Genomic DNA, 15,051 nt, shown 5'->3' with positions numbered 1-15,051 from the left:
CACTTTCGCTTGACGGCGGAGGCGCGCTTGTAATATTAGAACGCGAATTCGATCGTATCGACGGCACTCTTTGCGCCTGCCGCCGGTTTATGACATTCAATCCGACTTAGCTCAAGTTGTGGATTTTCCGCAATTTGAGAAAGTACCCGCAGGTAATCCTCGGTTAAGGTGCGGATCATCGTTTCTTTGAACAGCTTGGTGGCGTAGAAAAAGCCCCCGCTAAGCGCCCCTTCGTTTTCATACATAAACAGCGTCAGATCAAACTTCGCTTCCTCCAAATGGTCAAGCTCGTAATTCATCAGGCTGACCCCTTCAAGTTCGGCGTCTCGTTCTTCGATATTTTGCAAGTCGAAAACGGCATCGAACAGTGGGAAGCGGCCCAGCTCTCGCTTCACATTCAAACGCTCCACGAGCTCTTCGAATGGATAATCCTGATTCTCAAAAGCTCCCAGAGCCGTTTCCTTGACTTCTTCCAGGTAGGACAGGAACGTTTTGTTGCCCGACGGGCGATTGCGGAGCGCCAGTGTATTAACGAACATGCCGATGACCGGCTCCAAATCAGCGTTAGTTCTTCCCGCCACCGGGGTCCCCACAATTAAGTCTTCCTGCCCGCTGTACTTGGACAGCAGCACAGTATATGCCGCAAGCAGTACCATGTACAGCGTGCTCTCACGCTCGGCCGCCAATTCACGCAGCCGCGCAGAGAGAGAAGCTTCAACGTCGAAATCCAGATGCGCGCCTTCGTAGTTGCGAACTGTAGAACGTTCGTAGTCCATCGGCAGATCCCCCGTCGGCAGATCGCCTTCGAAGGTTTGCAGCCAGTACGCTTCCTGCCGCGCGAACCGCTCTCGGTGAACCTCCGACTGCTGCCAAACGGCATAATCTTTATATTGAATACGTAGTGGCGGGAGTTCTTCCCCGGCGTATAAACTCGAGAACTCATCCATCACAATCGCCATCGATACGCCGTCCGACACAATATGGTGCATATCGAAAAGGAGAATATACCGGTTCGGCTCCAGTTCGATGACTCCAGCGCGCAGCAGCGGCGGCTTGCCGAGATCAAACGGACGAACGAAGTTGCGGACAATCTGCTCTACTTGAGCTGCATCCTCTGTTTCCGCTTGATGATGCTCAATAGCAAAATCGACCTGCGGGTAAATCCGCTGAACCGCTTCGCCCTTCACCATTTCAAAACCGGTACGCAGCGATTCATGCCGTGTTATCAGTTTCCGCAATGCGGCTTCCAAGCGGTCTAAATCAAACTTACCTTCAACCTGCACCAGTTCCGGCATGTTGTAAAGCTGATCCGCTCCATCCAGCGTATGCTGAATGAAAAGCCGTTTCTGCGCGGAGGACAGAGGGTAGTACTCTCTCTGCTCCGCTTGAGGAATGGACTCATGCTCCCGCCGTTCCATCCGGGCAATCGCATCGGCCATCGCCGCAATTGTCGAGTGACGGAATACGTCGCGCAGCGGGAGGTTGACGTTTAGTTCCTTAAATACCTTGCCTGCCAGTAACGTCGCTCGCAGAGAGTGGCCGCCGATGTCGAAGAAGTTGTCGTAAACGCCCATCTCCTTCGTAAGCCCCAGCACCTCCTGCCAAATCACCGCCAGCTTCATTTCCAGCTCATTGCGCGGTGCGACATACTCCGTTCCACTTCCTGCTTCCCCTTCCGGTGCTGGCAGCGCCTTCCGGTCTATTTTCCCGTTCGGCGTCAGAGGCAGGCGTTCCAGCTCCACGAAGTACGACGGGATCATGTAACCCGGCAGCTCCTGCGCCAGGGCACTGCGCAGTTCGTTCACTAACAGCTCCGCACCGGTATCTGGTGTGTAGTACGCACACAGCGCCTTTTGCCCGTTCGCATCACTTCGAACCAGCACCACCGCTTCGCGCACGCCTTCCACCCGCAACAGCTGTGACTCGATCTCACCCGTCTCGATCCGGTAGCCCCGAATTTTCGCTTGGTTGTCGATTCGGCCGATGAAATCCACGTTGCCATCTTCCATCCACCGCGCCAAGTCTCCTGTGCGGTACAGCCGCTCGCCCGCGACAAACGGACTATCTACGAACTTCTCTTCCGTCAGCTCTTGACGGTTCAAGTACCCACGTGCTACCCCAACGCCGCCGATGACCAGCTCGCCCAGCACCCCGACCGGCACCGGGTTCAGGTGCGCATCCACAATGTAGAATTTCGCATTCAGCCACGCTTTGCCAATCGGCACATGACCTGTCTGCGGCAGCTTCGCCAACTCCCCGTCATAGAAACTGGAGTCAATTGCCGCTTCCGTCACGCCGTAGGCGTTGATGATGCGGAACAACGAGCCGAACCGTTCCTGTAAGGTTCGGTAATCCGCCACACTGCAACTGTCTGAGCTTGTAATCAACAGCTCCATACTGCTTAACTCCAGCCCCTGCTCATGCACATGCTCCATGAACGGCACGATCAGTGCTGGTGTTGATTCAAAGATTGACACTTGCTCCCGCTCTATCCAGTAGTGCAGACGAGACGGATCGATCCGGTCGTCCTTCGGTACAATGACCATGGTCCCTCCGTTGTACAGCGTCCGCGCGATATCACCCACGAACACGTCAAACGAGAAGCTAGCGAGCTGCAGCAGTCGCACCGGGAACTGATCCAACCGGTATTCCCGTCGGTAGCCCGCTGCCGTGTTCACCAGGCTGCGATGCTCGATCATCACGCCCTTCGGCTTGCCTGTTGTCCCCGACGTGTAGATCACGTACGCTAGGTCCTCAGAACGAGCTTCATGGAAGCTGTCCATACCGACAACATCAACATCATTTGGATGACTCTCGCCACCACCGTTCACAGCCCCCGTTAACTTGCCGTTGACTGGATTGGGAGCACTGCTGGAGCCTTGGCCGAAGTCCATTGGTGCATTCGCTCGGTCTTCGCTGTATGACGTTTCGTCGTCGAGATACAGCACCGTCTCCAGTGCCAATTCCTCTTCGCCGAGCCAGGATTCGGCACGCTCTCGCAGCAGCGTTTGTGTCAGTAGCACCTTCGCTCCGCTGTCTTCCAGCATGAACCGCACACGGTCCGCCGGATAATCCGGGTCAAGCGGTACATACGCCCCTCCCGCTTTCCAGACGGCCATCACGGCCACCAGCAAATCAACCGAACGCTCGGCGAGAATGCCAACGATGGTCTCCCGGCCAATGCCGCTTCCGCGCAGCGTAGCCGCCAAGCGATTCGCCCGATCGTTCAACTCCGCATACGTCAGCCGATCGTTTTCGCACACAACAGCTTCCGCTTCCGGCGTGTGTTCCGCCTGTTCCTCGAACAACCGGTGGAACGCCGCCACAGGAGCCGGTTCTAGCTGCGCTGGATTAAACGCACTGAGAACTTGTTCTTTTTCCTCTGCTGTCAGCAAGTTCAGCTCGGCAATCTTCGCATCTGGACGGTTTACAATTGTCACGAGCAACTGCTCGTAATGTTTTGCCAGCCGTTCAATCGTCTCCCTTTTATAAAGAGCCGTTGCATATTCGAAGCTGTAATCCAACCCGCCGTTCTCCTCGCCTACATCCAAGCTGATATCGAACTTCGCAGTATCCAGTACGCTCGGATAAGGAATCAGGCGAAGCCCTTCCAGCTCAAATTGCTCGTTCTCCGTATTTTGCATCGTAAACATCGTGTCGAAGAGTGGATTACGGCTTAAATCACGGGTGACTTGCACCTTGTCCACCAATTGTTCAAACGGATAGTTCTGATGCTCAAAGGCGTGCAGAGTTGTTTCTTTGACTTCATTCAGGTATGACAGGAATGTTTTCTCCGAAGACGGATAACTGCGAATCGCCAACGTGTTTAGGAAAATCCCGATCAACGGCTGCACATCTCCATGATTCCTTCCGGCAATCGGCGTTCCAACGATCACGTCTGTCTGACCTGAATATTTGTGCAAAAGCACGTTATACGCCGCAAGCAGAACCATAAACAATGTCGTGCCCGTTTCCGAAGCCAGCTGTTTCAGGCCGTCGGTTTTTGAAGCGTCGAAGAAAAACTCCAGCGTTTGACCTTCATAGCTCTGTACAGCCGGACGTGGATAGTCAGTCGGCATTTCCAGCACCGGAAGCTCGCCCTGGAACATGTCCAGCCAATACGCCCCCTGATGCTGAAGCCGTTCCTGCTGCTCCTGCGAATGCTGCCAAACGGTGTAGTCTTTGTACTGAATGCGCAGCGGCTCCAATTGCTCTCCACCATACAAACGCACGAATTCTTCAACAAAGATTTCCATTGAAACGCCGTCAGAAATAATATGATGCATGTCGTACATCAGAATATGGCATTCCGGAGCCAGCTCAACAAGGCCTACTCTCAACAGCGGTGGCTTAGCCAAGTCAAACGGACGGACGAAACCGTGAACCACCGCTTCGACCTCTTGCTCATCCGCTTGATAGAACTCCACCGCAAAATTCACGTCCTGGTAAACCCGCTGTGATGCTTCGCCATCCACCATTTCGAACCCGGTGCGCAACATTTCATGCCGCGTCACCAGCTTGCGGAAGGTTTCTTCGAACCTTGCCCGGTCCAAAGCACCCTCCAGCAGCATCGCTTCCGGCATGTTGTAACTAAGCTCCGCACCTTCCAACTGATTCAGGATAAAGAGACGTTTTTGAGCAAAAGATTGCGGGTACACCTCTCGGCCATCCGCCACCGGAATGGCAACGAATATCTGCTGATCCAGCCGAGAAATGGCGGCAGCCATGCTCTCGATCGTGGAATGGCGGAACACGTCGCGCAGTGGCAGATCCACGTTCAAGTCTTTATGAATCTTGCTGACCAACGTTGTCGCGCGCAAGGAGTGACCACCGATGTCGAAGAAGTTGTCGTAAACGCCAATCTCCTTCGTAAGCCCCAGCACCTCCTGCCAAATCACCGCCAGCTTCATTTCCAACTCATTGCGCGGTGCGACATACTCCGTTCCACTTCCTGCTTCCCCTTCCGGTGCTGGCAGCGCCTTCCGGTCTATTTTCCCGTTCGGCGTCAGAGGCAGGCGTTCCAGCTCCACGAAGTACGACGGGATCATGTAACCCGGCAGCTCCTGCGCCAGGGCACTGCGCAGTTCGTTCACTAACAGCTCCGCACCGGTATCTGGTGTGTAGTACGCACACAGCGCCTTCTGCCCGTTCGCATCACTTCGAACCAGCACCACCGCTTCGCGCACGCCTTCCACCCGCAACAGCTGTGACTCGATCTCACCCGTCTCGATCCGGTAGCCCCGAATTTTCGCCTGGTTGTCGATTCGGCCGATGAAATCCACGTTGCCATCTTCCATCCACTGCGCCAAGTCTCCTGTGCGGTACAGCCGCTCGCCCGCGACAAACGGACTATCTACGAACTTCTCTTCCGTCAGCTCTTGACGGTTCAAGTACCCACGTGCTACCCCAACGCCGCCGATGACCAGCTCGCCCAGCACCCCGACCGGCACCGGGTTCAGGTGCGCATCCACAATGTAGAATTTCGCATTCAGCCACGCTTTGCCAATCGGCACATGACCTGTCTGCGGCAGCTTCACCAACTCCTCGTCATAGAAACTGGAGTCAATTGCCGCTTCCGTCACGCCGTAGGCGTTGATAATGCGGAACAACGAGCCGAACCGTTCCTGTAAGGTTCGGTAATCCGCCACACTGCAACTGTCTGAGCTTGTAATCAACAGCTCCATACCGCTTAACTCCAGCCCCTGCTCATGCACATGCTCCAGGAACGGCACGATCAGCGCCGGCGTTGATTCAAAGATCGTCACTTGCTCCCGATTTATCCAGTAGTGCAGACGAGACGGATCGATCCGGTCGTCCTTCGGTACAATGACCATGGTCCCTCCGTTGTACAGCGTCCGCGCGATATCACCCACGAACACGTCAAACGAGAAGCTAGCGAGCTGCAGCAGTCGCACCGGGAACTGATCCAACCGGTATTCCCGTCGGTAGCCCGCTGCCGTGTTCACCAGGCTGCGATGCTCGATCATCACGCCCTTCGGCTTGCCCGTCGTTCCCGACGTATAGATTACGTACGCCAAGTCCTCCGGACAGGCTTCATAGCAGCTGTCCATGCCCACAACCTTCGAATGGCTCTCATCTCCGTCATTCACAGCACCCGATAGCTCGCCGGAGACTTTACCGGAAACCATGCTGGAGCCAAGCGGTGCATTCTCCCTGTCTTCGCTGTATGACGTTTCGTCGTCGAGGTATAGTACCTTCGCCAGTGCCAGTTCCTCTTCGCTGAACCAGGCTTCAGCACGCTCTCGCAGGGGTGTTTGTGTCAGCAGCACCTTCGCTTGGCTGTCTTCAAGCATGAACCGCACCCGGTCTGCCGGATAATCCGGGTCGAGGGGTACATACGCCCCGCCCGCTTTCCAGACGGCCAGTACGGCCACCAGCAGGTCCACCGAACGTTCGGCGAGAATGCCAACAATCTCCTCCCGGCCAATTCCACTTGCGCGCAGCGTTGCCGCGAATCGATTGGCCCGCTCGTTCAGCTCCGCATACGTCAGCCGATCGTTTTCGTACACGACAGCTTCCGCTTCCGGTGTGCGTTCCGCCTGTTCCTCGAACAGTCGGTGGAACGCGGCCACAGGAGCCACTTCCGATTGCGCCGGGTGAAACGCACCGAGAATTTTCTCTTTTTCATCTTCCGTCAACATGTTCAGCTCAGCGATCTTTGCATTCGGATGGCTTACAATCGCCGCAAGCAAATGTCCAAAATGAATCGACAGCCGTCGGATCGTGCTTTGTTTATAAAGAGCCGTTGCGAATTCAAAGTTGCACTCCAGTCCGCCATTTTCTTCCGTAACATCCACACTCAGGTCGAACTTGGCCATACCATATTCGCTAGGGTACGGTGACAATTTTAGCCCTTCCAGCTCAAACTCTGACTCCTCCAGGTTTTGCAGGGAGAACATCGTGTCAAACAGCGGGTTGCGGCTCAAGTCCCGGCTAACCTGCACTTTATCGACGAGTTCTTCGAACGGATAATTCTGATGCTCGTAAGCGCCTAATGTCGTTTCTTTCACTTCTTCCAAATACGACAGGAAGGTCTTCTCCGAAGCCGGATAATTGCGGATCGCCAGCGTGTTGACGAACATTCCGATCAAAGGCTGCATGTCGCCGTGCGTTCTGCCTGCAATCGACGTTCCAACGATCAAATCATCCTGACCTGTGTATTTATGCAAAAGCACGGTATATGCGGCAAGCAACACCATATATAGCGTCGTTCCTCTTTGAGCGGCCAGCTGTTTCAAGCCTTCGTTCGTTGCCTCGTCCACGAAGGACGTCAGCGTATGTCCCTCATAGCTCTGTACAGCAGGACGCGGATAGTCCGTCGGCATTTCCAGAACCGGCAACTCGCCCCGGTAACGGTCCAGCCAGTAAGCTTCCTCGCGTTTCAATTGCACTTTTTGCTCGTCCGATTGCTGCCATACCGCATAGTCCTTGTACTGGATGTGCAAAGGCTCTAATGACTCGCCGCCATACAGACGAACGAGTTCTTCAACGAACACGTCCATCGAAACCCCGTCGGAGATGATATGGTGCATGTCAAACATCAGTAAATAACGACCGGCTGCCAGCTCTACGAGCTCGGCACGCAACAACGGTGGCTTCGCCAAGTCGAAAGGTCGGATAAAAGCCTGCACGACTGCAGACGCATCTTCCTCGTTCGCATGACGGCACACGACGGCAAAATCAACGCTCTCGTAAATACGCTGTACCGCTTCGCCTTGTACGATCTCAAATCCGGTTCGCAGCGTTTCATGTCGTTTGATCAGTCCGCAGAAAGCTTTCTCCAGCAAGCTATGGTCAATCGATCCTTCGAGCAGCAGCACACCCGGCATGTTGTAGCTCTGATCGGCTCCTTCCAGCTGATTCAGGATAAACAGCCGCTTCTGAGCTGATGAAAGTGGATAATACGCTCTTTCCTCTGCCAGCGGAATCGACGAGAACGACTGCTCTTCAATCCGGGAGAGGGCGAGAGCCATCTCTTCGATCGTTGAGTAGCGGAATACGTCGCGCAGAGGCAGCTCGACGTTCAACTCCTGATGAACCTTGCTCACCAATGTCGTTGCCCGCAGGGAATGGCCGCCCAAGTCAAAGAAGTTGTCATGAACCCCGATGTGCTCCAATCCAAGCACGCTTTTCCATATTTCAGCCAAGCTGGCTTCCAACGGAGTCCGAGGCGGAGTATGTCCTTCGCCCGGCTGCAAGCTCTCCTCAGGTGCCGGGAGGGAGCGGCGGTCAACCTTGCCGTTCGTTGTCAGTGGAAGCCGTTCCAACTGGATCAGGTACGCCGGGATCATATAGGCAGGAAGTTCCTGGGAAAGAACGCCCTTCAGCTCGGCCGCCGGAAGCTCACGGTCCGCTTCATAATAGGCGCAAAGCTGCTTCTCGCCGGAGGCGTTTTCCCGTGCGAATACCGTCGTTTTCCGAATTCCCTCCACTTTCTGAAGCTGAGCTTCGATCTCGCCCAACTCAATACGGAAGCCGCGGATTTTCACTTGGTCATCCGTACGCCCCACGTATTCAATCGTGCCGTCCGGTAGCCATTTCGCCAAATCCCCTGTCCGGTACATGCGCTCTCCCGGTACAAACGGATGGTCCACAAATTTCTCCGCCGTCAGCTCCGGCCGGTTATTGTAGCCCCGTACCAAGCCTTCTCCGCCGACGCAAAGCTCCCCGGCCACGCCGATCGGCAAAAGTTTATTCTGGCTGTCGACGATATACACCGTCGTATTGCTGATCGGCCGTCCGATGGGTACGGTAACCGCGGATTCATCGACAAAGTCTACTGGAAGGTACGTGGCATAAACCGTGCTTTCCGATGGGCCGTACAGGTGGTTGAGCCTGCCCGGTCCGATAAGAGCGAGCGCTTTACGCACATGGCCGACCGACACGCGCTCTCCTCCGAACAAAATCGCCCGGACATCCCGCAGGCAGTCGACGTTCATATCCACAAGGACGTTGAAGAAAGCCGTCGTAATCAGCATGACCGAAATTCGCTCGCGCTGGATGAGATCGGCCAGCTGGCCGATCTCCAGCAAAGTCTCGTGGGGAACCAGCACCAGCCGTGCCCCGTTGGTCAAAGCGCCGAAAATATCAAAAATCGCTCCGTCGAACGAATAGCTCGAAAGCTGGAGGACATGATCCCGCTCAGTGATGTCGATATAATTCGTATTTCGCACGATCCGCACGATATTGCGGTGTGAAACAAGGTTGCCTTTGGGCTTGCCCGTCGTGCCTGACGTATAGATGATGCAAGCCAGATCTGTCGCTTCGTTGCCCGGATTTAGATTTGTGCGGTCCTCGTGATAGAAGGACTCGTCATCCAGTAACATCACGGAGTAAGAACCCGCCAGGCGCTCGCGCAATCGACTTTGCGTCAGCATGACCTGCGCACCCGAATCCTCGATTAAAAAACGGATACGCTCCTCGGGATATCCCGGGTCAATCGGTACGTAAGCCGAACCGGCTTTGTGTGCCGCCAGCATTCCCACCACCATTTCGATGGAACGCTCAGCCATAATGGCGACCAGACGGTCTTTGGATATCCCGTGGCTACGCAAAGTACGAGCAAGGCGGTTAACGCGTTCGTTCAGCTCGCGATAGGTCAGCTCTTGCCCATTCAAGGAGATGGCAGCTGCATTCGGGATGCGCTCCGCCTGCTCTTCGAACAATTGAATGAGCGTTTTCCCGCGCGGAAATTCCGTTGTGGTGTCGTTAAAACTTCCGAGAAGGTCAGCCTTTTCCGCCTCCGTCACAAGTTCCAGCTCTCCCACGGTAATTTCCGGGTTATCCGCCACCTGCTCCAGCAAATGAACGAGATGCCCCTTGAGCCGCTCAATACTATCTTTATCAAACACTTCGGCGTTAAAGTCGAACCGTATTTCAATCTCGTCTCCCGGCACCACCGTGACGTTGAAGTTATAGTTTGTCTGCTCCTCCATCTGAACATCGGCAATCGTCAGGTCGCCGTGCTGTTGGTCCCCCGCCTGCTCCATCTGCTCATCCACCGGATAGTTCTCGAAAGCGATGATATGGTTGATCAGGTTCTGCTTTTGCACGCTGCGGGCCTGAATTTCATACAGCGGATAGTAATCATAATGCCCGGACTCCAGCGCCCGCTCTTGAAGCTTCGCCATCAGGTCGGCGAACACGGTGTCCGCTTCACTCGTGACCCGGACCGGCACCGTATTGATGAACAGCCCGATCATGGACTCAATACCCGGGATTTCCGCCGGTCTTCCGGCCACAACGCTGCCGAATACGGCATCGTTTGTTCCGTTATATTTTTGCAGCATCACGCCCCAAATAGCTTGCAGCAGTGTATTGACCGTAACCAGGCGCTGTTTCGCCACCCGGTCCATCCGCTCGCTCAAGTCCTTGCCCAGCTCGGCGGTGACGTGTTCAGCCGTAAATCTGCCGTTGGGCGCCAGTTCCTTTTGTCCCGGGAGTACGGTTTGCCCTTCATAACCTGCCAGGAATGCCATCCAATAGGCTGATGCCGCCTGATCGTCCTGTTTCTCCAACCATTCGATATAGGCGCCATAATCCGATCCCTTATCTCCCGCTGACTGCTCGCCCGATGCCAAGGCCGAGTATGCCTCAAACAGCTCCTGCGTCAGCTGAGCCAGGCACCAGCCGTCCATCAAAATATGTTGGAAACTCCACAGTACATGATAACTTTGCTCTTCGGTGCGCAGGATCGTGAACCGAACAAGCGCGTCATGTTCCATGTCAAAGCCGCGAAGCTTGTCCTCCTCGGCCTTTTTATCCAAGTAAGCTTGTTTTTCGTCCACCTGCAAATGAAGCAGCTCTTCATATTCAAAACCGGCCGGCTTGTCGCGGTATATGATTTGCAGCGGCTCGCCTGCCGGTCCTTTCACAAAATTCGCCCGCAGAACCAGATGACGTTTCGCAAGTTCCATCCAACTCCTCTCAAAAAGCTGGACGTCGAGCGCTCCCCGCATCGTAAACCGCGTCTGCTCAAAGTAAGCTGCCGTTTGCCGGTCAAGCGCGCTGTGGAACCACATCCCCTTCTGCATCGGCGTAAGTGAGTAAATATTTTCGATTTCCCCGAGATGGCCCGAGCGCTGGGCGATGTGCTCCAATTCTGCAATGGTCAAGCCTTTAAATTGCACGTCGCTCGGCGTCAATTCAGTGGTTTCTTTGCCTGCACAGTGGATAATGAGGTCTCGGAGACTTTGCTCAAGCTGCTGAGCGAGGGCTTCCATCGTTCCCTTTCGATACTGCTTCCGGCTGTAGCTGAGATCGAGCGATAAAGCGCCGTCCAGCACCATACCGTTGATATCCAGCACAAAGCTGCGGGCCTGCCGGTCGCTAGCCGGGCTGCCGCTGGAATAAGAAGATATGCCGATCTCGTCCTGGTTGACATCATCGTCGAACTGGCCGAGGTAGTTAAAATTAATTTCTGGCTCTGCGCCCCAAACCAAGCCATCCTCCGATTTCGAAAGATAGCGGCATATGCCGTACCCAAGCCCCTTGTTCGGAATACGGCGCAAGTTTTCCTTGACCTGTTTAATCTGATATGCCAAATCTCGGTCGGTTTCCGGCTCCAGGACGACTGGAAACTTGGTCGTAAACCAGCCAACTGTACGCGTGATGTCGATATCCGTTCCGATCGATTCACGTCCGTGTCCTTCGAGATTGATCCGCACCCGTTCGTGTCCCGTCCATTTGCGTAAGGCTATTCCGAGCGCCGTTACCAAAATATCATTCATTTCGGTGTTGTAGGCACGGTGAACCCGCTTCAGTAGCAGCTCCGTTTCGTCGGGAGTCAAACGGACAAACAGCGATTCGCTGTCCTGCTGCGTCGTAACGTCCGGCTCCATATCCTTCGGCACGGCCAGAACCTCCATTTGTTCCACGGCCTGCCAATAGGCCCGTTCCTTTGCCATCTCCGGGCTTTGCGCGTAAGCAACCAGCTGCTTGGACCAAGTGCGGTACGCATCTGTTTTCGCCGGGAAACGAATTTCCTCGCTTTTGCCAGTCTGCTCGTAACCTAGAGCGAAATCCTCCATCAAAATGCGCCAAGACACGCCGTCTACCACGGCATGATGAACCGCGAGCAGCAAATGATCACCGTCCTCGCACTGGAACAGTCCCGCCTTCATGAGGGGCCCGTTCTCCAGATCGATGCCTGCTTGAATGTCCGTTGCCTTCGCTTCCACAGCCTGCGTCGGATTCTCCGCATCTTTAAAGTCGAACACGTCCAGCGTGAACAGCCCACCACCATCCTGAATCGCTCGGGTTAACGCACCAAACCCTTGTTCCGTCTTGCAGAACACCATTCGCAAGGCGTCATGATGCTCGGCCAGCTTTTGCAGCACCTTATACACTGTCTCTTCGTTGAACCGTTCCTTCCGATAAAACATCACCGACTGGTTGAAATGATGCGGGTCCGCAAAGGAACTCTCAAAAAACCAATGCTGAATCGGCGTCAACGCCGTTTCACCCGTTATTTCGCCTTGATCAATGGTACGTCTGATCGGTTTCACATGCAGGCTGAGCTGTGAAATCGTCGGATATTTGAACAAATCCCGGATTTCCAGCTTGTACCCGGCTTGATGAAGCCGCGAAGATACTTGAATGGATTTGATCGAGTCTCCGCCCAACTCAAAGAAATGATCCGTTACCCCAACACGATCGGCGTTCAACACCGCCTGCCACACATCAGCAAGCGTTCGCTCAGCTTCATTGCGGGGAGCTACGTACACGCCGCCGGTCAGTGCGTTTCCTTCCGGGGCAGGCAAAGCCTTACGATCGATTTTGTCGTTCGGCGTGAGCGGCATCCGCGGAAGCTGAACAAAATGCGCCGGAATCATGTAATTCGGCAATTTTTGCGCCAGCGCGCTTCTCAGCTCGCCGAGCGTAAGAGGGAGACTCGCGACCAGGTAAGCGCACAGTTCTTGCCCGCTTTTGCCTTCCCGCGCGATTACAATCGTCTCCTGCACGGAGTCGATCTTCAGAAGTTGCTCTTCAATCTCACCGACCTCGATTCGGAATCCACGGATTTTCACCTGATGGTCGATTCGGCCCAAGTACTCCATATTTCCGTCCGGCAGCCAGCGGGCGAGATCTCCTGTCCGGTAAAGGCGTTCTCCCGGCGCAAACGGATGTTCCACAAACTTCTCTGCCGTCAGCTCCGGTTGGTTCAGGTAACCTCTCGCAAGCCCCACGCCTGCCACGCACAGCTCGCCGTCAATTCCCGGAGGCACAAGTTGCAGGTGGGCATCCAAAATAAAAATTTGATGATTAGCCAGCGGGCGCCCAATCGGAATGACTCTGCGTTCCGGCTGCTGCTCATCCGCATCCCAAAGCGTCGTAACAATCGAAGCTTCGGTAGGGCCGTAAGCATTGAAATAGTGAACCTTCGCTTTCCACTGCTGCACGAATTCGGCCGATACCGCCGAACCTCCCGTTACAAGCTTTGTTAAGCTGGGAAGACGGTCCGGGTTCAAATGAGCGCTGTACGTCGGGGGCAGAATCGCCGCCGTAATCGCATGCTCGTTCATATAACTCTCGAACAGACGAGTGTCGAGAATTGTCTCGGCCGTCGGGATGTACAAAGCCGCGCCAAAATAGAGTGCTTTGAACACTTCCCAGCAGGATGCGTCGAAGGACAAGCTCGCAAATTGAACGATCCGGTCATGCTCCGTGATGCCCAGCCTGTCTGCGAACATCAGCTTCAAGCTGACCAAACCACGATGCTCCAGCATGACCCCTTTCGGTTTCCCCGTTGTACCTGACGTATAAATGACATAAGCAAGATCGTGTGGACCACTGGCCGCCTCCAGGTTCGAGCCATCGTCGCTATAGGCTTGTTTATCATCTAGCGCCAATACGGTCCCTTCGAACGGGACTTGCTGTAACAGCTCTTTTTGAGTCAGCAGCAGCTGCGCGTTCGAGTTCTCCAGAATGTAGCGAATACGTTCTTCCGGGTACTCCGGGTCGATCGGCACGTAGGCACCGCCAGATTTCAGAACCGCCAGAATGCCAATGACCGTCTCCAGCGATCTCCTGACCATCAAGCCTACCAACTGATTGGGCAGAACACCGAACGATCGTAGCGTACGCGCCAGCCGGTTCGCCCGTTCATTTAGCTCTGCATATGAAAGCTGCTGCCCCTCAAAAACAACTGCCGTCGCCTCGGGCACACGCTTCGCTTGCTCCTCCACAAGCTGATGAATCGTCCGATCACGAGGATAGTCCTTCTCGGTATCGTTAAAGCTTTGCAGTAATTGAAATTTTTCGTCCTCCGACAGCATGTCCACTCGCACGATGTCCAGCTCCAACTCATGAAGCCCCACGGACAGCAGGTGATTCAGATGGCCGACGACCCGAGTCATGAACTCGGAGTCATATAAGTGCTCGTTATATGATAGCGCTAGCTGTATCGTCCCGCCGGTTAAACTGAATTCGAAGGAACAGTCTGTGACCACGTTTTGCCCAATTTCGTCCAGATGCAGCTCCTTAAGGGATACTAGCGTATGGACGAAGGGTATCCCTTCTGCATATTGCAGATCCAGCTTCTCCGTCATTTTTAAGAACGGAATATGTTGATGCTGAATGGCTTCCGGCAAGGAAGTCCTCAGTTCGTTCAGAAGCGTTTTAAAAGTTGCCCCCACCGAAAGCGAGTTTTTCAAAATGACCGTATGATTAACGGATCGACGCGTCTCCGCCTTTTTCCGCACAACCGGCATGCCGACCAGAATGTCTGAAGCGCCTGTATATTTATGCAAGAGTGCCTGAACACCGGCGAGCAAAATCATAAAAGCGGCCAGCGGAGCACCCTTGCTCATTTGAAGGACGCGCTGCGCCGCTTCCTCCGAAAGCGAACCGCCAACGGTTTTCACATTGGGCACCAGGGAGTTTGGAGCTTTGCTGTAAGGCAACCGCGTCAAGGTATAATCGTCACTACTGAATTTTTCGTTCCAAAACAACGTTTCTTTTTCAAAAGCCATCTGGATCGTTCCCCTCTCTTCATCGGTAAAAGCAATCCGGCAGAGCATATGCCGAAGC

Annotated in this window: 1 protein-coding gene; it reads right to left on the bottom strand. The window is 54.6% G+C overall.

Annotated elements, in window-relative coordinates; all coding sequences use genetic code 11:
- Nucleotides 1–35: 35 nt before the first annotated feature.
- A complete protein-coding gene (locus FE296_RS08450; RefSeq protein ID WP_150364786.1) occupies nucleotides 36–15,041 on the bottom strand; it encodes a non-ribosomal peptide synthetase in 15,006 nt (5,001 codons plus the stop codon).
- Nucleotides 15,042–15,051: the final 10 nt, after the last annotated feature.

Origin of the sequence: Paenibacillus sp. UASWS1643 (assembly GCF_008693195.1) — a bacterium.
Lineage (GTDB): Bacteria > Bacillota > Bacilli > Paenibacillales > Paenibacillaceae > Paenibacillus > Paenibacillus amylolyticus_B.
This window is presented reverse-complemented; position numbering and strand designations above follow the sequence as displayed.